The organism is Undibacterium parvum, assembly GCF_003955735.1.
Classification (GTDB): Bacteria; Pseudomonadota; Gammaproteobacteria; order Burkholderiales; family Burkholderiaceae_D; genus Undibacterium; species Undibacterium parvum.
Map to the genome: position 1 here is coordinate 4,684,006 of NZ_CP034464.1, position 23,682 is coordinate 4,707,687.

19 protein-coding genes are annotated in these 23,682 nt (G+C 50.9%); 11 read left to right on the top strand and 8 right to left on the bottom strand.

The features are described from left to right. The first annotated feature begins 115 nt into the window (after positions 1 to 115). From EJN92_RS20355 to nudC, 6 genes are all read left to right on the top strand, one after another. On the top strand, positions 116 to 832 hold the full coding sequence (locus tag EJN92_RS20355) for a phospholipase D family protein (protein ID WP_126129504.1): 717 nt from the start codon (positions 116 to 118) through the stop codon (positions 830 to 832). 156 nt (positions 833 to 988) lie between these two features. After that, positions 989 to 1,648, top strand: a complete 660-nt coding sequence (locus EJN92_RS20360; RefSeq protein ID WP_126129505.1) for an SHOCT domain-containing protein — start codon at positions 989 to 991, stop codon at positions 1,646 to 1,648. A 736-nt stretch (positions 1,649 to 2,384) separates the two neighbouring features. Continuing rightward, on the top strand, positions 2,385 to 3,167 hold the full coding sequence (locus tag EJN92_RS20365) for a hypothetical protein (RefSeq protein WP_126129506.1): 783 nt from the start codon (positions 2,385 to 2,387) through the stop codon (positions 3,165 to 3,167). Between the two features lie 222 nt (positions 3,168 to 3,389). Next, positions 3,390 to 4,601 (top strand): hypothetical protein, encoded by a 1,212-nt coding sequence (locus EJN92_RS20370; protein ID WP_126129507.1) that lies wholly within the window; start codon positions 3,390 to 3,392, stop codon positions 4,599 to 4,601. 354 nt (positions 4,602 to 4,955) lie between these two features. Then, positions 4,956 to 6,221, top strand: a complete 1,266-nt coding sequence (locus EJN92_RS20375; RefSeq protein ID WP_126130039.1) for a sterol desaturase family protein — start codon at positions 4,956 to 4,958, stop codon at positions 6,219 to 6,221. A 213-nt stretch (positions 6,222 to 6,434) separates the two neighbouring features. After that, the gene (gene nudC / locus EJN92_RS20380; protein ID WP_194074950.1) at positions 6,435 to 7,256 is read left to right on the top strand and encodes an NAD(+) diphosphatase; all 822 of its coding nucleotides are present in this window, start codon (positions 6,435 to 6,437) and stop codon (positions 7,254 to 7,256) included. Between the two features lie 297 nt (positions 7,257 to 7,553). Here nudC and EJN92_RS20385 read toward each other — a convergent pair whose 3' ends face one another. The 4 genes from EJN92_RS20385 to EJN92_RS20395 all read right to left on the bottom strand — a co-directional run bounded on the left by EJN92_RS20385 (position 7,554) and on the right by EJN92_RS20395 (position 11,601). After that, on the bottom strand, positions 7,554 to 8,609 hold the full coding sequence (locus EJN92_RS20385; RefSeq protein ID WP_126129508.1) for a cytochrome-c peroxidase: 1,056 nt from the start codon (positions 8,607 to 8,609) through the stop codon (positions 7,554 to 7,556). A gap of 141 nt (positions 8,610 to 8,750) precedes the next feature. After that, positions 8,751 to 9,332 carry an AhpC/TSA family protein gene (locus tag EJN92_RS20390; protein ID WP_126129509.1) on the bottom strand — a complete coding sequence of 194 codons (582 nt, stop codon included), beginning with the start codon at positions 9,330 to 9,332 and terminating at the stop codon, positions 8,751 to 8,753. 305 nt (positions 9,333 to 9,637) lie between these two features. Further along, on the bottom strand, positions 9,638 to 9,784 hold the full coding sequence (locus EJN92_RS21495) for a hypothetical protein (protein ID WP_157984409.1): 147 nt from the start codon (positions 9,782 to 9,784) through the stop codon (positions 9,638 to 9,640). Positions 9,785 to 9,831: 47 nt separating this feature from the next. After that, on the bottom strand, positions 9,832 to 11,601 hold the full coding sequence (locus EJN92_RS20395; protein WP_126129510.1) for an oleate hydratase: 1,770 nt from the start codon (positions 11,599 to 11,601) through the stop codon (positions 9,832 to 9,834). A 383-nt stretch (positions 11,602 to 11,984) separates the two neighbouring features. Between EJN92_RS20395 and EJN92_RS20400 the strand changes: the two genes are divergently transcribed. From EJN92_RS20400 to EJN92_RS20420, 5 genes are all read left to right on the top strand, one after another. Beyond that, positions 11,985 to 14,069: a M13 family metallopeptidase gene (locus EJN92_RS20400; protein ID WP_126129511.1), complete on the top strand. Its 2,085-nt coding sequence runs from the start codon at positions 11,985 to 11,987 to the stop codon at positions 14,067 to 14,069. A 161-nt stretch (positions 14,070 to 14,230) separates the two neighbouring features. Then, positions 14,231 to 15,028, top strand: a complete 798-nt coding sequence (locus tag EJN92_RS20405; RefSeq protein WP_126129512.1) for a substrate-binding periplasmic protein — start codon at positions 14,231 to 14,233, stop codon at positions 15,026 to 15,028. 466 nt (positions 15,029 to 15,494) lie between these two features. Next, positions 15,495 to 17,714 (top strand): molybdopterin-dependent oxidoreductase, encoded by a 2,220-nt coding sequence (locus EJN92_RS20410; protein WP_126129513.1) that lies wholly within the window; start codon positions 15,495 to 15,497, stop codon positions 17,712 to 17,714. 238 nt (positions 17,715 to 17,952) lie between these two features. Continuing rightward, entirely contained in the window at positions 17,953 to 18,933 is a 981-nt protein-coding gene (locus EJN92_RS20415) for a sulfite exporter TauE/SafE family protein (RefSeq protein ID WP_126129514.1), read from the top strand. 327 nt (positions 18,934 to 19,260) lie between these two features. After that, the gene (locus EJN92_RS20420) at positions 19,261 to 20,034 is read left to right on the top strand and encodes a ferredoxin--NADP reductase (protein ID WP_126129515.1); all 774 of its coding nucleotides are present in this window, start codon (positions 19,261 to 19,263) and stop codon (positions 20,032 to 20,034) included. A 157-nt stretch (positions 20,035 to 20,191) separates the two neighbouring features. On the opposite strand, the gene EJN92_RS20425 is transcribed toward EJN92_RS20420, so the two are convergent. The 4 genes from EJN92_RS20425 to EJN92_RS20440 all read right to left on the bottom strand — a co-directional run bounded on the left by EJN92_RS20425 (position 20,192) and on the right by EJN92_RS20440 (position 23,418). Continuing rightward, positions 20,192 to 20,674, bottom strand: a complete 483-nt coding sequence (locus EJN92_RS20425) for a YciI family protein (RefSeq protein ID WP_126129516.1) — start codon at positions 20,672 to 20,674, stop codon at positions 20,192 to 20,194. Between the two features lie 137 nt (positions 20,675 to 20,811). Continuing rightward, a complete protein-coding gene (locus EJN92_RS20430) occupies positions 20,812 to 21,222 on the bottom strand; it encodes a GlcG/HbpS family heme-binding protein (protein WP_126129517.1) in 411 nt (136 codons plus the stop codon). Positions 21,223 to 21,680: 458 nt separating this feature from the next. Beyond that, a complete protein-coding gene (locus EJN92_RS20435; protein ID WP_126129518.1) occupies positions 21,681 to 22,667 on the bottom strand; it encodes a tetratricopeptide repeat protein in 987 nt (328 codons plus the stop codon). Between the two features lie 289 nt (positions 22,668 to 22,956). Then, the gene (locus tag EJN92_RS20440; RefSeq protein WP_126129519.1) at positions 22,957 to 23,418 is read right to left on the bottom strand and encodes a GNAT family N-acetyltransferase; all 462 of its coding nucleotides are present in this window, start codon (positions 23,416 to 23,418) and stop codon (positions 22,957 to 22,959) included. Between the last annotated feature and the right edge of the window lie 264 nt (positions 23,419 to 23,682).

The window sequence follows — 23,682 nt, forward strand, 5'->3', positions numbered from 1 at the left end:
AATAGCCTAAATGGAGCAGTATCGCTTCAAGATTTAAAGCGATGCGCTTCTTTTTGATTTTAAGATAAACAGACAAACCATCGCTAGTTTGCGATATTAATTTGGGAAGAAATAAATGGCAAAATTTTTAAACACAAGTGCGACTAATTACTTTCTAGAAGAATTAATTAAGAGCGCGACGGATCGATTAATTTTGATCAGCCCGTTTCTTAAGTTGAATGATCGGATGAAAGAACTTCTGGCGGATAAAAATCGACTCAAAATCGATGTTCGCATTGTTTATGGTAAAAGCGAATTGCAACCACAGGAAATCGACTGGCTTCGCGGGCTCACCTATATTCGTACAAGTTTTTGCAAGAACCTGCACGCCAAATGCTATATGAATGAAGAGCTGTGCATCATTACCAGTCTTAATCTCTATGAATTCAGTCAGGTCAACAATAATGAGATGGGTATCCTTATCCGTCGCTCTGAAGACGCGCCGCTTTATAAAGATGCCTATGAAGAAGCGCAACGCATTATTCGAATAAGCGAGGAAGTCCGGATATCGCTTGAGAGAGTAACAACCCCGGTCGATATTAAAACTATTGCTGTCGTCGAGAAGGACGATGGCGACGATATGCCAGGCAAACTCACGACTTCAAAACTGGCGAAAAAATTAGGTTTCAAAACAGAAGAACTGATAGAGCGTGCAGTTTCCGCTGGTTTTATTGTAGTAAGCGATGGCAAGCATACGCTAGCGACTAAGGGTGATCTGGCTGGCGTAGAATTTATTGCCAAATCACGTTTCGGCCCATACTTTCTGTGGCCAGAAAATTTGTCATTCAACTGAAGACCGTAAGGCGTCAATAGCCGCAGGTGTATTGCGCAGTATTCATGCGGTCTGCAGGCCAAAATGCCGCCAGCAGCCGCAGCGTTATTGCGTGTAGCACACGCAACAACGTCACACTTAAACAGATTTACCGCACTCAACCATCAAGGATCTATTTTGTATAAATTTTTAAAACTCGCCGTCAGCCTAAGTTTCATCGCTGTACTGAGCACAGGCTGCGTCAATCATTCGACCGCCAATGTTAATCCCCTGGTCAATCTGTCCTCGCTCAAAACCATGCACGTCAAGCACTTGCCTTCGGATAATACCAAGGTCAATGAAGAGATCGCAGACAAACTCAGACTCAAGGGTGTCACCGTCAGCACCGGCGCGACGCCACCGAGCAACGTCGACGCCATCGTCACCTATATCGACCGCTGGCGTTGGGACATCACCATGTACATGCTTGAGCTGACCGTCACCATCCGCGACCCAAAATCAGATTGGCCTATGGCAGTCGGCAACTCTCTGCACACCTCGCTCACCCGTAAATCGCAGTCAGAGATGATCGATGAAGTGATCAACACGATCTACAACAGCGCCGGCAAACCAGTAGTGACCAGTAACGGCCCGACCACAAGTGCAGCAAGCACGACCAGCACAGCCACGCCACAACAAATAACACCACCAGCACCGGCCATCAAAGAAGCCGCCGCTGTGCCGCCAGCATCGAACCTGAGTGAGAAGTTACGGGAATTAGACGCACTTAAAAAAGACGGTCTGATTACCGAAGCAGAATACGCCAGCAAGCGCAAAACGCTGATTGAGAAGTTTTAAGTTCGTAACGCGTATGGCGTATGGCGTAGGGCGTAGGGCGTAGGGCGTAGGGTGCGCCATGCGCACCGATCACAGCAAACTTCAGCAATAAATTTTTGCTGTTGCTCGTGAACCTCAGGTGCGCACGGCGCACCCTACCGGTTTGCTGACGGTCACATGTGTAAGGCAGCGTCATACATGGTGCGTCAAGCTGCGCAAAGGGAGTAAGGCCAAGCGCATACCCACCCATTTCAAAATCGTTTGCGCAGTATCTATGCGCTCTGCAGGCCGAAATGCTGCCTCAGGCCGCAGCGGTATTGGGCAAGCGTTTTGCAAGCAAGAGTAGCCTGCGTACCAAGTAGGGTGCGCCAAGCGCACCGCATCACCGCAAACGTCAGCAATCAACCCGCAACTCTTGAACGCTTGGTGCGCACGGCGCACCCTACTGATCTGCGCAAGAGAGCTAAAAGCATGCAAACAAAAATTTATCTCCACTTCCTTTGGCCAGCGCTATCTTCCTGGCGATGCGATGTCTGACCATGCGGCACACGCTTGAGGCACATGCGGTCAGCGCGTTTATGGATAAAGAGCTTGCCAGCGATTATCCGCTGCTGACTCTTCATCTAGTAAAAGTTGTAACAACAACTAGGATAATTTTGTCAATTTTGCTATAATTTTTCTCGAAAATTATGTGTCTTGAATGAAAATTCGATAATTTTCCTCATACCCAAGTCCCCCTACAACGGAGTTTTTAAACATGCAAAAAACTTATGTTTTGGCAAGCAAGTTCGCTCTCGCTGCCGTATGCTTTGCGGCGCACGGCGCCTCATACAGCGCCGCCTACAATGAAGCTGACATCAGCGGCTACAGAATCGGCGCTCAAATGGCTTTGGCCAAACCTGCGCTGCAAAAAATTAATCCGGCCTATGTGTTTGACGAAATCAAACTATCAGATGGTCGCGTGGTTGGCCTGAGCGCCGTGGTCAAAATCGTTAAGCAGAACATGCCAACTTTTTATGCGGATCAATTCGTCGTGCTGCAAAACGAAGCCGGTGTCGTCTGGTATGCCGGTAGAACACAACAGATCGCCGACAAAGAAAAATACGTCAATATGAAGACCCTGCGCGAATCCTTAGAGAGCAAGTATGGCAAGTCGACGCATAGTGAAATCATGAGCATGGTGTGGGATTACGATGCCAACGGCAAGCAATATATGTCTGTCAAACTCGGCGATTATTACGGCGTTTCTCCTTGCCATACCGATGGCAACAGCACAGATGACCTGGGTGACATCACTGGTACGCATTTATCGATGTGGGTGCCACGAAAATTCAGCGAAAAATGTGGATTCGCCGTTAACTCCCGTATGTCAACGGGCGTAGGTGATTCCACAATGAGTCTTGTCTCAACATACACTGTGACTATGGTGAATCCTAAGCTGAGATACGATATGGCGGCAATTAAAGCAGCCAAGGATGCGATCGAAAAGAAAAAACTGATCGATCAGGAAGCACAGCGCGGCAATAAGCCGCAACTTTAATTGGCACAGCCCATGTAGGGCGGGTGAAACCCGCGCTGTTAATCGGCAAGCTGCGCGGATTTCACCCCTACCACACTGCAAGGCAGTATTGCGCAATACGAAAGCTGCAATAGCCGCAGACGTATTGCGCCGTATGGCATGTACGTAATCGATGCGACGTGTTTTTAACTCCCGATGTTCCAATTTCAAATTTCAAACCCAGCCACCAACATTTGACTATCTATGAACTTCACAAATTTTTTCTCCGCTTTCAATATGTTTGCGTTTGCACTTAGGCGCTCAGTGAGCGTGTCTGGGATTTTCATGCTGTTTATCAGCGCTGCTTGCGCTCAAGGCGAAAATCTCGCTGGCCACTACTATCTCAGCGGCGTCACAGAAGTCGGCTCTGAACTCTTGCTCAAACGGGACGGCAGCTTTGAATGGGCTATGAGTTATGGTGCCATGGACCAGCAAAGCCAGGGCACTTGGAAGTTGCGGGATGGGAAGCTTGTGCTCACCTCGAAAGCGCTCAAAGCGCGGCGTCCATTTCTCTCACTCAAAGGCGTAGAGCCATGGTCAGACGATGCCGCAAGCCAGCTTAAGTACCTACAAGAAAGCGCAAGGGATGACAAGGCCCATGCGTTTTGCCCCTTCTTATATCGACAGATTGCGGTCGCAGGCGGAAAACCCAAGCAGCAAGCTGAACCCGCCGATGCAGGCGCAACAGCAGCCGCCATGAGCTACGATACAGACTTGGCGGCAGCAAACAAGGCCGGGAAAATAGCAGTGGCCAAGCTGCCCGCCGAATTATCGGCGTTTCATGCGCTGCGCATAAAAACCAAAGCAGAAATAAACGCTTTTCAAGCGGAGACTCAAGATAGTGAATCTTGGGCTCAGGCATCCAACACATTGATGGCAAAACTAAAATCGTACCGGGGAGCTGAAGATGCACTGCGCAAAATGATCGTACAGGCGATAGCAATTGATGATAAATATCGCGATCTTTTTGACATCGATGATCTGCATCCAACGATTTGGCAATATGCCACATATTCGTGCTCCAGAACCGTTCAAGCTAAGATCAAGGAGCCGAACGTCGCCTACGTCGCCATTTATGTTGACGATCCGGAAAATGGTGTGCGCATCGCTAAAAATAGCAAAGCGCAAGTCAAATATGCTGATGGTTCCGTTCAAAACATGACGCGTTTCGACTCAGGCTACGTCATGGCCACGCTTCAAGCTGGGCAGTCGATTACGGGTATCGGTATCGATACTATAGAAAGCGAAAATGATCCGATTAAACATTTTGATTTTGCCGTCAAGGTAGACCGCCAGAGCGTTATTCGTGTTCTTATGGATGTGACGTCACTGATCCCTATCCCGTTTGAAACGCTTGCACTTCCGATTAAGGGTAACGGGTTGATTTTTCAGGGCGGAGTATATAAAAAACAGTGAGGCCTGCAAGACAGTACCGCGTAATGCGGAAGCCGCAATAGTCACAGCGGTATTGCGCAAACACTTTCGGCAGTCTCTACAATATTGCATGACTTTGCATCAGCGCGTACGGCTAGCTGCGCATCCGGAAAACTGGGCTGGTGGTATTGAAAACTTGATTGAGCATTTTGGCTTGCCGTGCGCCGTACTCCGTCTGTAACTATTGACGCGCTACCAACTTAAATTTAAGGTATCCTCTCTCGCTTCCAGCCAATAGCTCAAGCGCGCGGTTAATTTTGCGACTAGGATGCGGACATTTTGCACGCATCACACAGGCTTGGGGCTGAGCAGATGCACTTCAATCACAAGGACACTATGCAAGAGAAGCAGCAAGTAATTTTATCGGCGCCGGTGAGCGCGCTGGCGGATGCGGCCAGGGATACCGCGCGCTTGATGGGCGCCGACGGCGAGCTGAAAAAAGGTTATGGCATCGTCAGCGGCGTGTGGGCTTTGGGCTTGGCGATACTGTGTGTATTGGGGGTGTTGGCCTTCCATTTTCCGCAGTATTTAACCACGCCAGAACTACGCAATAAGTATTCTTACGATATGGTTAGGCACCTGATTTTTGCGGCACTGGTGATTGCGGGATCGATTAGTCTGATCAACGTAATCCTCGGGCGCGCCCGTAGCATCAACGGGGTGGCCGGTGCGCTGGTGGTGGCCAGTTTGGCGCTGGGTGGCTCGCATGTGCCTATTGCGGAGTTTCCAGATCACACGCCCTACATAGGCATGGACTGGTTTATTCTTGATTTACTCGGTTCTACGCTGATCTTCGTAGCCTTGGAAAAGATCTTCCCCCTGTATCGCGGTCAGCCGATTTTTAGAAAAGAATGGCAGACCGATCTGGTGCATTTTGCGGTGAACCATTTCATCATTGGTTTAGCGCTGTTGACGGTGAATTTTTTGATCCACAAAATATTCGGCTGGATCGCGCTCCCGTCCTTGCAAGAATTGGTGCAGGCGCTGCCGTTTTTGCCGCAGCTTTTGCTGTGCATATTGGTAGCAGATCTGGCGCAATACTGGACCCACCGGGCGTATCATGAAGTGCCGTTTCTGTGGCGCTTCCATGCTGTGCATCACAGCACCAAGACCATGGATTGGCTGGCCGGATCGCGCATGCATATGCTGGAGCTGATTGTCACCCGCGTGTTGGTGCTGGGTAGCTTGTATGTGCTGGGATTTGAAAAGTCGGTGATGGATGTGTACATCATCGTGGTGGGCTTTCAGGCTGTGTTTAACCACGCCAATGTGCATCTCAATTGGGGGCCGCTGAAATACCTGATCGTCACGCCCGATTTCCATCACTGGCATCATTCGTCCGACCAGATCGCGCTGGATAAAAACTATGCAGCCCACTTCTCTTTTATCGACCATCTGTTTGGCACGGCGATCAAGGGTCAGCAGGGATTCCCCGAGCAGTACGGCGTGTTTGGCGACTATATGCCAGATGGGTTTAGCGCTCAGCAGCGCTTTCCATTCCACGTCGACCCGTACCGCGCCGGTACCGCAGCGATACTGCGTGCCAAGCGCAGCAAGCGCCAGTTGAAGAAAATCGCCGCAAAATCGGCATCGCCAGAATGATTGCGGTAGCGGGATAAATCCATATGGCGAAATGCCTCAGGTAGCCTGGCGCGCAGTTCTATTGCGCCGCCTTGAATCCTGGCTTAGGCATATACTCCCCTATTATGGAAATAAATTAAGCCGTTTGCCCACGTGCTTATTGCGCAAAAAAATAACACTGCGGGGAGTATATATAATCCCCCTTTGTTCTACCCAATTGTAATCGTCCTACTTATGCTAAGAACACCTGACACTTTTATCCCTACCTTGGTGCCCCAGACGCATGCCGCGCCTTTGGTGTTTATTTTCCGTTCTGGCGAATTACTCGTACGCGAAAGTGACCTGACATTGCCGGACACAAGCGCAGGCATACCGCAGGGTTTGCAAGCCGACCATATGCACCCGCTGGGCATGTGGCAAACGCAATATTGCTGCACCACCTGGCTAGCAGCAGAGGTCGAAGCTGATCGTGGTTTTGTTTTCAAAAGCCTGCGCGAATTATTTGGCGTTTTTGATGATCAACTGCTCGGGCTTGCCAGCCGTGCCGCGCAGATTAATGAGTGGATACGCACGCACCGTTATTGCGGAGTATGCGCAAACCCTATGCAGCTCGCTAGCGGTGAACGCGCCTTCCAGTGCAGCGCCTGTGGCCACATCGCCTACCCTCGCATTTCTCCGGCGATGATGGTCTTAATCAAAAAAGGCGATACCGTGTTGCTAGCACATCATGGCCGTTCGCCTAGCGGGCGTTTTAGTCCACTGGCTGGTTTTTTAGAAGCTGGCGAATCGATAGAAGACGCGATCCACCGCGAGGTAATGGAAGAAGTCGGCTTAAAGGTGAATAACATCAGCTACTTTGGCAGCCAATCCTGGCCGTTTCCACATTCATTGATGATCGCGTTTACGGCTGACTATGTCAGTGGCGAGATCTGTGTCGATGGTGAAGAAATAAGCGAAGCACGTTGGTTCGGCCCCGATGTCGCGTTACCGGATATGTATCCGGAAATATCGATTTCCGGGATGCTGGTGAACGCCCACCTGCAACGTAAAAAATAGGCCGGATCGTTTCTCCATCACGCATAAATCTTCAAGCCCTAAGGCGCACTAGGCACAGCCAGAAGGCCTAATATCTGAGGCGTCAATCACTGCAGGCGTATTGCGCCTTACGGAATCTAAACCAACAGCGCGCCGCAGACTTCGATATTTCAAAATCGTGTGCCCAGTATCGATGCGCTCTGCAGGCCGAAATGCTGCCAGCAACCGCATTCCTATTGCGGCAGCGTTTTTGAAGCTGGGTACAGCGCAGGCGCGGCGTAGCGCAAGCAGAATGTTTGTGGTTGGCCCGCTAGCGGCTTATTCGGGCAAGATAGGCGCGGCCATTTTCTGCACTGGCCCGCTCAGCGCTTTTAAGAAGGCGACCAAGTCAGCCTTTTCTCGCGCCGATAGATGTAAGGGACGGATATCGACTGAGACTTCGCCCACCGTGGCTCTGAGATTGCCTTGATTGTAGTGCTCGACTACTTCCATCAATGTTTTCAAAGAACCATTGTGCATAAATGGCGCCTTGTGTTCGACATCACGTAGTTGCGGTGTTTTAAACGCACCCATCAAAACCGGCATTTGCTGGAGCTGATAGCGGCCAATATCGGTGGAGGCGAGCCCAATATTATGAAAGCCATAGTCAGTGAAGTTGGGCGGTCTATGGCAGGCCACACAATTGGTCTTTTTTTCATTCGTGAATAAACGCAATCCGCGCAGTTGCTGGCCCGTCATGGCATTCCGCTTACCGGCCAGCCATTGATCAAATGGCGTGGCTTGACTCAAGATACTACGCTCAAAATTCGCAATGGCCTTTCCTATACTCGCCAGATTAATTTCTTCGCCTGGATAGGCTTGCTCAAACCTTTGTTTATAGGCCGGTGTCGTATTGAGTAAATTTAGTAATCTGGGTATGTCGGTTGCCATGATATTCGGGTTTTTCATGGGCCCATTGATTTGATCTTCAAGACTGAGCTTTTGCCCCGCCCACATGACAGGGCCAGTGTTATAGGCGATGTTGACCAGGCTCTGGCTGTTGCGATCCATAGGTTTGCCGCCTATGCCTAAAGAAACCGCTTTTCTATCGCTCCAGCCAAATTGCGCCAAATGGCAAGACGCGCAGGACAATGTTCCGTCGCCAGATAAGCGGGTATCAAAAAACAGCATTTTGCCCAGCTCTATGCGTTCTGGAGTGCCTAGATTGTCGGCCGGTTGCGGCGCAATGCTTGGTAAGCGCCAATGTTGATAATCGCCAGCAACTTGAGCGGCTAGATTGCCACTAGCCAGCGCGGAAAAAACCAGGATCGCATACAGGGTCGAGTGCGGGATCGAATACTGCAGAGCAGTAACGAGAGCTTTAAAAATGTTCATTTGTTGCGTAAAAATAAATAATAGAAAAACCGACTACAAAACTCTGCGACAGCAAGGCAGGCGTTATTATAGAGCAAGAATAGAAGCGCTCATTCTCCTGCAGAATAGTCTACATACGGCGCGAAATCGAGCCACTGCCGTTCAAGCTGAAAGAATCGCCTTCTCATCCTCGTTGATCAAATCCAGATAGGGTTCGTCTGGAAAGTCACCCAAGGCCTGACTGGCGAAGTGAAACAGGGCTTTTCCCTGCTTACTGACGGCGAGTATCCCGCCCATTTGCCAATGATTGCCAGCATCCTTGTGGTAGGGCGTGGCACTATAGCCGTCCTGGGCGAGTTTCATGCGGTTAATCACAGACTGCGGGCGCAGCAGATCGAAGTAGCCTAGCCGCATGCCCGCGGCTTCAAAGCTCAGCAGCGAGGGGTCGGTCAGAACGACGCCGTGCTCTATCCCCAGATCCTGGCGAAATTTTTCTATCCAGCTGGCTTGGCCATTGCCAATAAAGATGATCCTGGCACCGCTACTTTGGTATTTCTCGCGCTCGGCCCAGACTTGCGCCGCATGGGCGCGGCAAGCAATGCAGGCAAAATGGCGCAGAAACACCAGTATCACCGTTTGTTTTTGCCACAACTGTCCGACCAGCAAGGGCTGCCCCGGTGCCGCCAAAATGCTGGTGGCGGCGAGTTGTGCAAGATCCACCCCTGGCGCATTAATTTGTGGCATACAGAAGTTCTTTCAGATGTGCATATCAAATGAAGCTGAACAGTCGCGCGCAGGCTAAGCAGCGATGCGGCGCTTAGCTTGTTTGAATTTTACCAACATCGATTACTCAGGTGGATTATTTATTTTTTTGATTTGCCTGGACGCGTCTTTGGCTTGATGCTTAGCCGCTGCGGCTAGCTCAGTTCTCTGAGTAAAACCAGATACTCCCCGTTTTTTTGAGCCAGACCCTGCCATTGGCGCATATTCTGATTGGGCATCCAAATAACACTGGTGGGGAGTATTGTTAATATTCGGATTTAACCGGGCTAGCGATGCCAGCCTGAATATGCGTATTCAGCCACGATGATGACGATGCCAAAGCCCCTCGCTATCGTCATACCGGACTTGATCCGGTATCCAGAATTCACCTTCAGGTTAAGGAAGGTTTCGCAATCGAAAAATGATCGTTTCATAGCGACTGAACAGTCACAGTTGAACTTAGCCGAACTGAGCGAGCTACTTACTCATCATTGACGATCTTAAACTCGCGCAGTAATGCGCCGATCTGGGTCTTGTCGAGCTTATTCATCAGCAATTTGCGCAAGAAGCCTGGCCCTGGGATGCTCATCGCTTTACCGTCACGCAAACGGCCAGCGGCGGCCAGCAGACTACGGATATCGTAGGTCGAATTGAAAACCTCAGGCACACCACGCTCGACCTTGAGCAAGCTGTAGACCGCCTCCATCGGCGTGCGCACTGAGTATTCGGTGGTGAAGATGCAGTCGCGTTCTTTCGATTCGGCAAACTGGCCGATGAAGGCGAAGTTGACTGATCCCGCAGGCACTACGTCAGGCCTGTCACCAGCCTGGCGCGGCATGAAGAAGGCGGTGATGTAGGGCATCATCACTGGCACCGTCTTGGCAGCGGTGGCGGCCAGCTCAGCAATCTCCTCCAGCGGCACGCCCATGTGGTACAGCCATTCTTGCGTGATCTCTTCGCCAGTGCAGTCTTGCATGTTTTTCTTGACGTAGTCACCGGGCTTATCGGCAAACAGGCCATACACCCAGACCACGATCTGGTCTTTAGGCTGCTGTTTAAAATGCGGCTGACGGTTGACCGTCCAGCTCAGCAACCAGGCTGAATCTTTCACCGTCACGATGCCGCCGGTCACCACTTTGCCGCTAAACGGATCGCGCTTGGCAATTTTCTGTATGTACCTGGGGATGCGTTGATCGAGCGTGGTGACGGTGGCCGACTCCCATTTGGTTTCGGGAATATGCGCGCCAAACACGTCTGGGCGACCAAAAGCCTCATCCTTGGCGGCGATGCGACGCCACAGATCCCAGGCCGGTGCCGGGCCTACATTGAGCTTGGCGGCATTGTGATGGTCGCCATTATTGGAGTTCTCGGTGAGTGAGCCTATGGTCATGAAGAGTAAGTCATCCGGACCTAGCGCGACGCTGCTGGCGACACCGTCCTGACACCAGTGGATGGCGCTGGCCTGCTTGCGTCCATCGTCGAACTTGAAATCGACATCGGTCACTTCGGTCCCGTACTGAAACCGCACACCCTGCTCTTGTAACCACGCGACCAGCGGCAGCACCAGCGATTCGTACTGATTGTACTTGGTGAATTTTAGCGAAGACAGATCCGGCATGCCGCCGACCTGATGGATGAAGCGGTGCAGGTACAGCTTCATCTCCAGCGCCGAATGCCATTCTTCAAAGGCAAACATAGTGCGCCAGTACAACCAGAAATTACTATCCAAAAATTCAGTGCCGAACACCTGGTTGATGCGCTTATTTTCCATCTCCTCGCGGGTCGCCAGAAACAGCGTAATGATCTCTTTTTGCGCCTGTTCGCTGAGCGTAAACAAGCCGTCGGTGTGCGCGTCCTGGCCGCGCTGCATGGTGGCGCGCTGCAAAGAATAATTAGGATCATCCTTGTTGAGCCAGTAAAACTCATCGAGCACGCTAGCACCGGGGATCTCTAGCGAAGGAATCGAGCGGAACAGATCCCACAGACATTCGAAATGATCTTCCATCTCGCGCCCACCGCGTATCACGTAGCCCTCTTTGGGCTCTTTGATACCATCGAGCGCACCGCCGGGCAAGCCTTGCTGCTCCAGGATGGTGATACGATTGCCCGCCATCTGGCCGTCACGGATCAGAAATGCCGCACCCGCCAGTGACGCCAGCCCAGAGCCGACAAACCAGGCAGTCTTATTCTCGACACCTGCAGGTTTGCGAGGGCGCGCGAAAGCTTCGTAGTTACCATTGCTATAGTACATATGCACTCCTAGTGTGGGCCTATTTGGCCTAAATTTGTAAGCACGTTCAAGTAAAGCAGAATGTTTTACTCGGGTGATGAGGCTAGTGTAGATGGCTATCGCCAGCTTACGCATTGACTTCGATCAATTGGGGGATGGGATTACTAGCAGTCAGCCAATTGAGTTTGAATTTGATTTTTACTAAAATTGAGGCCCTAAGCTTTCTGTCTGTGCTGCACTCAGATCTTCTGATGAGCTTGTGGCGAAAAACCACAAGCCACGTAGCCATCGTAATATTTTGACTAGTGTTACGACTATAATGTTGGCGGCTTCTCAGTAGTAGTCGATTACAACTAAGCACGCGCACATCATTGCGCAGTTTGCTTTATATGGAGAATTACAAAATGCTTCAATTACGTCCCCTTAGCGCCGCACTACTGGCGTTTGGTCTACTCAGTAACGCGGCTATTTTTGCAGCGGATACGACGGCAAATGCGGCGCTCAAGCCAGATCAGCCCCTCAACGCCCTGCCTTACCACCCTAGCCTGGACCTGAGTTCTATGGATACCAGCGTCGATCCTTGCGAAGATTTTTATACCTATAGTTGTGGCGGCTGGAAAGCGGCTAACCCGATTCCATCGGATAGGTCTAGCTGGAGTGTGTACTCCAAATTGGCGCAGGATAATCAGCAATATCTGTGGGGTATTTTGGCTGGCTTTGCCAAAAACACCGAAGGACGTAATGCATCACAGCAAAAAATTGGCGATTATTTTGCCTCTTGCATGGATGAGTCTAGCGTAGAAAGCCGCGGCATCACACCACTACAGCCGACTTTAGACTTAATCGCCGGCATGAAAGACAAGGCTTCACTGGCCAAGGTCTTGGCGCAATTACACCTTGCCAGCGCTGATGAAGGTCTGTTTTTCGGTTTCGGTGCCAGTCAGGATTTGAGTGACTCGAATAGCGTGATTGCCTTTGCCACCGGTGGCGGCATCAGTTTGCCGGATCGCGATTTTTATACCAAGACCGATGAAAAATCAAAAAAAATGCGTGAGCAATATACCCAGCACGTTGCCAAGACCTTTGAATTAAGTGGCGTAGCGCCAGCGCAGGCGCAGCAATTTAGTCTGACGGTATTGGCGATAGAAACAGAGTTAGCCAAAGCCACCCTGACGCAGGTAGAAAAACGCGATCCCTACCAGCAGTTTCATAAGATGAATCTGAAGGCTTTGCAGGCACTCACACCAAATTTCAGCTGGAATGCATATCTCGAAGGCATAGGTAAAAAAGAGCTGACCAGCTTCAATGTCACTGAACCGAAATTTTACAAAAAATTGAGCCAGCAATGGCAGCAACGCTCTTTGGCAGAGCTGCAAACCTATCTGCGCTGGCATGTCTTGCACAATGCCTCGGCGCAGTTATCCAGCCCTTTCGTTCAAGAAAATTTTGCTTTCTATTCCAAGACTTTGCGCGGGGTGCCTGAGCAGCCACCCCGTTGGAAGTATTGCGTCGGTTTGATCGATGTGCAGTTGGGCGAGGCACTAGGCCAGGAATTCGTGAAACGTAATTTTAGCCCTGAACTAAAAGAACAAACCCTGCGCATGACCTTGCAAATCGAGGCTGCAATGAAAAAGGACATCGAATCTTTAAGTTGGATGAGCGCAAAGACTAAGGCCAAGGCGCAAGAAAAACTGGCCAGTATCGTCAATAAAATTGGCTATCCGGATAGTTGGCGCGATTACAGCAACTTCGAGGTGAAAGCCAATGATTTTGCTGGCAACGTACAGCGCGGTACAGTGTTTGAAACCCGCCGTCAGTTGGCAAAAATCGGCAAGCCGGTGGAACGCGCTGAATGGGGCATGACACCGCAAACCGTGAATGCGTATTACAACCCACAAATGAACGATATCAACTTCCCAGCCGGGGTTTTACAACCGCCCCTGTTCGACAATAAAATGGATGCGGGTCCGAACTACGGCAACACCGGCGGCACCATAGGCCACGAAATCATCCACGGTTTCGATGATGAAGGCCGTCAGTTTGACGCCAAAGGCAATCTGAAAGACTGGTGGGACAAAAAAGACGCCAAAGCGTTTTTAGAGCGTTCGCAATGTATCGTCGATCAATACGCTGGCTACACCATCGTCGATGACATCAAAATCAATAGCAAGCTGACCTTGGGTGAAGATTCAGCCGATCTGGGCGGCATGTTATTGGCGTGGATGGCATGGCAAGCCGAGTTTGCCGAACATCCTAGTGAAGCGCGCGATGGTTTGTCGCCAGAGCAAAGATTTTTTATCGGCTTTGCGCAGTGGGATTGCGCCAATGACAGACCTGAAAATCTACGCGTCAATGCGCTGACCAATCCACATTCGCCAGCACAGTTCCGCATTAATGGTGTGGCAGTAAATATGCCACAATTTCATAAGGCATTTGCTTGCAAGGCGGGACAAGCCATGGTCAAAAAGGATCAATGTCGGGTCTGGTAACACACTGTTTGAGTTTGCCTTAGTTCTGGCAAATTAACTTAGACATGGGCCGCTATCGTTTTGATACTGGCCCATTTTTTCGTCCACTGCACTGCATCCCCTTGTGATAACTGCCTAGATGCGAGATACTTTCGACTCATTCTCAAAGAAATACCACTGAAATGAATACGCCACTACGCGCTGTACCCAAATTCAAGATGCCGCTATTGGTATGCGCGCGGCTGGTGGCAATGCTGTCGGCCATCCTACTAATGAGCCCTGTGCTGCACGCCAGAGAGCTCAAGATCGGGGTTGGAAACTTCCCGCCTTACTTCAGCGAGAAAGGCAACACCGGGCTATTTACCGATTTAATCTACGAAACCTTTAAACTTTTACCGCAGTATCAGCTAAAGAGTTTGGTACCGATGTCGAATTACCGTCTGGTGATAGAGTTGAACGAAGGGCGCGTGGATGGTTCAGCCAATATTTTCGCTGATGCCAAAATCACTGGATGTCGCAGTGATCCTATCTTCCGCTACAGCGATGTGGCAATCACCCGCAAAGAACGCACGCTGAAGATCTCGGAGATCAAGGATTTAAAAGGAAAAAGTATCGTCACTTACCAAGGCGCGCATACTTTTTTGGGTAAGCCTTTTCAGATGGTAAGCAGCTCAGAGCCGAACATGTACCGCGAAGTCTCGCACCCTGCCGACCAGGCTAGACTATTGGCCACCGGGCAGTATGACGTCAGCGTCGGGGATATGTATATTTTCCTCAATAGCCTGCAAACTTGGGCTGATCCACGCTATACCCCTGAACAGTTTGAAATTCATAGACAGTTCCCTGATATTTACAGCCATATGGCGTTTCGCGAGCAATCGCTGTGCGATGACTTCAACGCCGCTTTACGTACCATCAAACAAAATGGCCGCTATGAAGCGGTTTACTCGCACTATCTTAAAAATCTCAGCCGTCACTAAGTCTATGCACGCTAGGCTCTGCACTTAGCCTACCAACTGCAATACGCAGCATTCATGCGCCTTGTAGACCAAAAAGCTTGTGCTAGGCGCATAAATACTGCGCCTGGCCCTCTGGAAACTTCTAAAAACCTAAAAACAAAAACTTTTCTCGCCGCAGAGGCGCAGAGGACGCAGAGAAAATCTTTGTTTTCCCCTCTGCGACCTCTGCGCCTCTGCGGCAAAGCTTTTCCCTGTGAGTCGCAATCACGGTTCCTTGGTTTTTAGAAGTCCCCCCCTCTCCCCCTATGTTTAGCTCTGTAATTCAGCTATCAATTCAGCGCTGTATTCAGCTCTCTCTTTGTCTCTTTTAAGCAATTGACATGTCTGTGCAAACTCCAGATAATAGAACGGTCGTTCATTTTTATTGCCACTTTTGTCATCGCCCGCACTTTACTCCCATCACGATCGTCGTTAAGAGAGAAGCACCATGACCGAGCAAGCCAGGATAGCCCAGCGTATTTGCCCATTTTGCGAGGCCTGTTGCGGGCTGGAGATAGAATTGGAGGGAAATAAAATCATGCGTATTCGGGCCGATAAGGCCGATGTTTTTAGCGCTGGTTTTCTATGCCCCAAGGCGATAGGCTTAAAAGAGCTACATGAAGACCCAGATCGCCTGCGTAGCCCTTTGATCAAGCGTGATGGCAAATTCGTAGCGGCGACTTGGGATGAGGCTTATGCCGAAATCGAACGCCGCCTGCTACCCATCATTGCCCAACACGGTGCCGATGCGGTAGCCACCGTATTGGGCAACCCGGTCTCGCACAAGATGGGTTTATTGCTGTACTTCCCTAAGTTGGCCAAGGCGCTGGGCTCGCGTAATATTTACTCTGCCTCTACACTAGACCAGATACCCAAGATGCTGTCGGTCGGCCTGATGTTTGGCAGTTGGCTCACGGTGCCAGTGCCGGATATAGAGCGCAGCCAGTTTTTGTTAATCATCGGTGCCAATCCTATGGTCTCGAACGGTAGCATGTGGACCGTGCCGGATTTTCGTGGCAAGGCCAAGGCCATGCGCGAACGTGGCGGTAAGATCGTGGTAATCGATCCACGCAAGACCGAAACCGCCGAGGTGGCCGACGCCCATCACTTCATCCGCCCCGGTGCTGATGTGTTTTTCTTGCTCGGCCTGGTACATACCTTGTTTGACGAAAAACTGGTGCGACTGGGACGTCTGGCCGAACACACCGTAGGTGTAGAGCAAATCGCCGCTGCGGTGCAAGAATTTACCCCAGAGCGTATGGCGCAGCGCTGTGGTATCGCGGCCAACCAAATACGTGAATTGGCGCGCAGCCTGGCCACCACAGAAAGAGCGGCAGTCTATGGTCGCATCGGCACTTGCACCCAAGAATACGGCAGCCTTTGTTCGTGGTTAATCGATGTGATTAATGTGCTGACCGGCCATCTGGACCAGGAAGGCGGTGCCATGTTCCCTAAGGCGGCTGCGTTTGCTGCCAATACCCGCAGCCACTCAGGCAGTGGCCGCGGCGTGATTAGCGGACGGCACCATAGCCGCGTCTCCGGCTTGCCAGAAATCTCCGGTGAATTTCCCATCACCTGTCTGGCAGAAGAGATAGACACGCCCGGTGCCGGTCAGGTCAAGGCCTTAATTACGATTGCTGGCAATCCCGTCTTATCAGCACCAAATGGTGCGCGTTTAGCGAGCGCCTTGGATCAACTCGATTTCATGCTCAGCATGGATATTTACCTCAATGAGACCTCGCGCCATGCCGATGTGATACTGCCGGGTTTATCACCTTTAGAAGAAGCCCATTACGACGTCACCTTCACCCAATTTTCTTACCGCAATCACGCGCGCTACAGCCCGCCTGCCTTGGCCCGTGAGCGCAGCCAGCCTGAAGAGTGGCAGAGCATCTTGCGTATCGCAGCGATTGCCAGAGGCCTGGGCAGCCAGATCGACATCGATGCTTACGATGACGCCTTGCTAGAGCAAGATTTACAGCGCAGTGCTGGCGCCGCCAGCGCGCAGATTATGGCGGCCTTGCAGCCGCTACGCGGCGCTGAGCGCCAAGTCGAGTTAGCACTACGCAGCGGCCCGTATGGCGATCAATTTACTCAGAAACCGGATGGTCTGACTCTGGCGAAAATCAAGGCAGCACCCTCGGGTCTAGATCTCGGCGCTTTGCAACCGCGGATACCGGAAGCACTACGCACAACTTCCGGCAAAATCGAACTGGCACCACAGATGCTGCTAGATGATCTGGCGCGCGTCCGTGCTGATCTGGATACGGCAGCCCCAGACATGGTGATTGTAGGGCGGCGGCAATTGCGCTCAAATAATAGCTGGATGCATAATCTGCCGGCGTTGGCGAAAGGCCACTACCGCTGTAGCGCGCTGCTGCATCCGGATGACGCGCAACGCCTAGGCCTGATCGAAGGCGGCATGGCGCAAATTCGCAACGGCGATCGTATGATCACGGCGCAAGTGGAAATTAGTAGCGAAATGATGCCTGGTGTAGTCAGCCTGCCGCATGGTTGGGGCCATGATTTACCAGGCACCCAACTGTCTGTGGCGGCGCAAAGACCGGGCGTCAATCTCAACGCCCTACTCGATGAAAACCTGCGCGATCCTTTATCCGGCAATGCGGTGCTATCTGGGATCGCAGTACAGGTCAGCGCACTAGTGTAATTTTTTGTTTTAATCCTGGCACTCGCTTTGCTTCTTTGACGAAGCGGCAAAGCGTCATTTTCCACACTTGACAGCATTAAGACTTAGACAAAATTGCCACGGCAAGGCGGATGCAATCACGCCGGGGCGATTTTGCCTAAGCCCTCACCATATACAAATAAGTTTTTTGTCGTTTGAAGCTTGTGCAAAGCAGCCTAATATCGCGCATCCCAGATAAAAGCCGTGTTTGCTCGCCTTCATGAAAATTCGATACATCGATCTCGACGATCAAACGATCAATCCAGAACATCAAGACCTGGCGCTGCCGCCGGTCGAGTATCAGATCACGCATGCGCTAGAACATCCGATTTTGCGTTTGCTCAGTTATGCCGTCGTCGCGGTCTTAGTCGGACTAATTGCCTATCTATTTTTCCGTTTGTTTTTTGGCGGAAATGAACAAAGCGGAATGGAGTTGATACGCCAGTCCTTACACGATCCTTTATTTTGGAGCGCCGTTGGTGTGGGCTTTTTAGCGCAAGTAATCGATGGCGCTTTAGGCATGGCTTATGGGATTACTTCCAGTAGCTTTTTATTAGCCGCTGGCGCACCACCGGCATTGGCGAGCGGTGCCACCCATTTGGCCGAAGTATTCACTACCGGCATTTCAGGTGTGGCGCATCTCAAGATGGGCAACGTGAATAAAAAACTATTTTTTAGCTTGTTAATGCCGGGCGTCATCGGTGCTTTAGTGGGCACCTATATTTTGGGGAATATCGATGGCAAAGCCCTTAAGCCTTACATCAGCCTGTATTTATTAGGGATGGGCGTCTATGTGCTGAGCAAAGCCTTTCGTCATATCAAATCCAAGCACGCGATCGAAGTAAAAAAGGTGATTCCCTTAGCGTTTTTCGGTGGGTTAATGGATACCACGGGTGGCGGTGGCTGGGGTCCTATTGTGACCACCTCTTTGGTCAGCGCCGGCCAAGATCCGCGCACCACCATAGGGACAGTCAACTTCGCTGAATTCTTCTTGACCGTGGTAGTTGCGGCATCCTTTTTTTCTATTTTGGATCACACCGTTTGGATTTTGGTGGCAGGCTTGGCGCTAGGAGGTCTGGTCGCAGCACCATTTGCCGCCTTGGTGACCAAGCATTTAAAAGCCAAAACTTTATTGATTTTGGTAGGCAGTTTAATCAGTATGGTGAGCTTGTTTAATCTGTATAAGGCATGGATAGCCTGATTTGAGGATGGCAATTTAACTCGCATAGCTTTTTGTGCTGCCGTCCAGATTCGATTTTTCTTGCGCTTATTTCAAAGCAATTTGCGCTAGATCGAAGTGCGCTGCAAGCTCATTGGCCAAAATGCTGTTGAATTGATGTCAGGCTTGGCAACACAGCTTAAATACAGTTTGCTAGTCAAGGTCTTAATCGGAAATATGGGACGCGATCCCTGATACGAGCAGATGCTGCGATCAGGTAGCGCAGTAGAAATGAGCGCGATAGTGTAAACTTCGCGTTCTGATTTTAAGAATTTTTCATTTTTTACTATTTTAGGGTTTTTATTTGTCATGAGTAATATGAACGAAGAACGCGTGCTGAGTGTGCATCACTGGACTGATACTCTGTTTTCATTCACCACCACGCGCGACCCAGCCTTACGTTTTTCTAATGGCCATTTCACCATGATAGGCCTGAAAATCAACGGCAAGCCCTTGCTGCGCGCGTATAGCATCGCCAGCGCCAACTATGAAGACCATCTCGAATTTCTGAGTATCAAGGTCGACGGTGGTCCATTGACTTCGCACCTGAAGAATATCCAGGTCGGCGATATGGTGATCGTTGGGCGTAAGCCTACCGGCACTCTGGTGGCGGATTATCTGTTACCAGGTAAGCGTCTGTACATGCTATCTACCGGCACCGGTCTGGCACCGTTCATGAGTATCGTGCGCGACCCTGAGATCTACGAAAAATATGAGCAAATCATCCTGGTGCACGGTGTCCGTCAGGTTGAAGAATTGGCATATCACGATATGCTGCTGGAACATTTACCGAATCATGAATTTCTCGGTGAACTAGTGTCGAGCAAAATGCGCTACTACCCGACGGTGACACGTGAGGCTTTCCGTAACACTGGCCGCGTTACCGATTTGATCGAGAGTGGCAAACTATTCGAAGATCTGGAAGTACCAGCATTTGACCCGGCAGTCGATCGCGTGATGATCTGCGGTAGTTCAGAAATGTTACGCGACCTCAAGCATATGCTGGAAGAACGCGGTTTCAAGGAAGGCAACACCTCGACCCCCGGCGATTTTGTGATCGAACGCGCCTTTGCTGAAAAGTAGTCTCCCAGCCTGAGCTGATATTAAGTGACGCTAAGCAGTGACGCTACTGATCGCGTCACTTAATTTTTGAACGGAAAATTGAAATGACTACATGTCAGAAACAGCGCTAAGCATCAGGTTCAGGTTCAATTGGTGCGTGCCAAACACGCCCATACAGCTATTTTTTCTCTGTTAGCGTTTCGTGTAGGCGTGGAATATCCATGAGGCCTGCCGAGCCATACCATTTGTGATATTCGGCGACCATCTCGCCATTGACGATCACAGGATCGCTCGCTGTGAGTTGCCTGGCCTCATCGATATCTTTTACTGCAAAGATAAATAGGCCGCGCCAGCCGTCAACACCATCGAAGGGGCCTGCTAGCGCCAACTTACCCTCGCCCGCAAGCCGATTGATATTGGCAAAATGTCCGGCAAACATAGCGTCGCGCTCCGGTCCTGCCGCCATTTTATTAGGTCCGGTTTTTAACAGCACCAACACATAGCTGCGCATGCCGCGCTGATCAGCACCCAAACGCTGCGCCACAGCGGCATCGTATTTAGGATTTAATTGCGAATTTTGCGCACTCGCATTGCCGATCGCAATGAGGCTAAATAGTGCGACCGAGAAGAACTGTCGCAATACAAAATTTTGCTCTTCCATTTTGAGTTTCCTCACTTGTAATCGGGGGCCACCAATATCATACACCTAGCTGCTAGCGCTATAGATTTCCCTTACCTCTGTAAGCACCAACACCATCGGCTAGTTTTAACACCGATCACAACGCCATCAAGGACTCCCTATTTCAGCCCAAGCGCGGCTATCCCTTGTCTTGCCACCTGGGCATCTTGATCAGACTTGACACCGCTGACGCCCACTGCGCCCAGGCATACGCCGTCTTTTAGGATGGGGATCCCGCCTTCTAGCATGCCATCGAGGCCAGAGGCACTCAAAAAAGAAGTGCGTCCGCCGTTGATCATGTCTTCATAGATTTTGCTATCCCGTCGCCCGATCGCCGAGCAGCGCGCCTTACCCTGTGCAATCTGGGCAGAAATCGGTGCGGCACCATCCATGCGCTGGAACCACAACAGATGACCACCGTCATCGACGATCGCGATACTCACGGCCCAATTGTTTTTCAGTGCCTCGGCGACGGCGCTGGCAGCGATGATTTCGACGTCAGAATATTCAAGTATGGTTTTTGTTTTCATGCTCTATCTCGGATGTTTGGTTTTCAGTCTTGTTGCAGTACACAAGCATAGCGGTTCGCTCCATCTCGCTGCGCTAACACAAACAGAAAACAGCTACACCCAAAATCTACCTAATGCCATGCATAAAAAATGCTTACCCCGCTTTGAGCGGGCAAGGCCCAATGCGAGTGCTCATCAAGGGATAATTGGATAAAAAAACGCATGCGCAATCCCCAAGCGCTCTGCAGGCCTAAAAGCCGCCACAGAGCGCATGGATATTGCGCCTGCCGCTTTTTGCGATCTAAAGACTAGGTGATCAGGGTTACTGTTCAGCCGACTATGAAGAAAGTGAAAACCCCTCACAGCAGAGACGCAGAGACGCGGAGAACGGCAAAGTAGTTCTCCGTTTATCCTCGGCGCCTCAGCGTTGAGAGATCTTAGTTTTTTGTCGTACTCCTAGTAGACCGAACAGTTACTGATCAGGACTTCAATGCCTTGATCTTATCTTGCGCTTCTTCTGCCAACTTCTTGTTCAGCCCAGGCTTGGCCGCCAGCGCCTTTTCGTAAGAGATCAAAGCTTTGGCTTTCTCGCCCAGTGCTTGCTGCGAGACCCCGAGCCGGTACTGCACGCGGGCACGCGGAGTCGGGGTGATGCTGCTGGCTTTTTCAAACAGTGCTACGGCGGCCTGGTGCTTACCCTGCTCTTGCTCGCAACGGCCCAAGCCATAGCTGCCTATCTCGCTTTCTGGAAAACGCTGCTGCATTGCGCGAAATACGCGCTCACTATCCGCATACTTTTTATTCTTTAAGTAGTCGCTAGCAACACCGAGCAAAATCTCACGCTGATTATCACGCAGCGCCTCATTCGTACCGACATTCGCGGCTAGCGCGATGGCCTCGGCCTTGCCTGGCTGCTCATCGGCCAACTCCAAAAAGCCCTGCATGAGTTTGCCTGCTTCCAGATTAAATTTTGCAGTATCGGCTAACACCTCCTTGGCCTTACTGGTACTGCCGCCGACAAAGCTAGGGGTTTGCGTATAGAACTGCAGCAGCAGAAAACGCGCACTGAGGCTTTTAGGATCAAGTTCCACTGCGCGCTTGAAAGCATCGCGTATCTTAGAGATAGAACCCAGCGCCGACATGATGCCAGCGCTCATCGCCTTGGTTCCCATGGCCACACCTAGGCTTTCTTGGCAATCGCTCTCTTTGGGATGGCTGGCAACACATTGCTCGGCCAGCTTGATGGCTTCATCGATGCGCTCACCGCCAGTGCCTATGATGAGTTCGACCTTGGCGATCAGTGCGTCGTGATTGATCGGGTCTTGCGCCAACTTCGCATTCACCAAACGCTCTACCTCAGTAAATTTTTCGGCGCGTATCAAGCCAGTGTAGTCATGTGCAAAGAGCGGTGCGGCGCAGCTCAGTGCGAATAGGCCAATAGCGGAACAAATGACAGTGTGTTTCATGGATAAGTCTCCTTAGGATGATGCAAATTATTCGTAGTGAGTAGCTTGCGAAAAGCGGGCGACACTTGGCAAAATTTGAGCTGTTGCGCATTATTTGCCGCACTCCTTGCTAGCCACCAGGATTGCACTATGCACCTAGCGTATGCCAACAGCGAGCCCGCTGCGACGGACTACGACTAGCTCTGGACGGATGACGGCAGGCGGGGATGGACGACTTGAATGATGGAACGCTCAAACAACAGCTAAGCCATATAGGTAGAAGATGTTTGCCAGGACAACAAGGCCAGGACTAGCCTTTTGTTTTGCTATAGACGATAAAACCCGAGTGGCGCGCGACCTGGTCGTACAAAGCGCGGGCGCGGGTATTCTCTAGATGAGTATGCCAATACAAATCGCTACCGGCCTGCGTGGCTTGCTGCGCCACCGCGAGTATCAAAGCACGGCCTACGCCCTTGCCTCGCGCAGTCTCTGCGGTAAACAGATCTTGCAAATAACAATCTGGCGCGAATTTTCTGATATTGCGATGAAATAGGTAGTGCGCTAGCCCGACGATCTGCCCCGCCTCAACTGCCACTAAGGCATGCACGGGTTCATTGTTTTCAAAAAAACGTGACCACGCCATTTGCGTCAACTCTGGCGCTAAAGCGGTCTCGCCGTGGCGACCATAAAAAGCATTATAGCCATCCCATAAGATTTTCCACTCGGGATAATCATCCTGGCATACCGCGCGAACTTGCAACTTCTGATTCATAGACATCGATCTCATAGAAAAAATTGCGGGTTTTCAGCACCGCTGCGCGCGCCCTGCCTGCAGGCGCTCTTGGGTGCGTGAATCTGGTTTTATTTTATGAGCTGATGCTGCTAATGGAAAGTACCAATCACCCTCAATTATGCAAGACCACTATCAGCGATTGCGCACCAAGTGGCCTATGTCTTTGTCGAAACAATTAGAAAAAAGCTGTCCTTGCCTAGCCGACTCTCACACTATATTCTTTGGGTTTTGATTTTTCACATG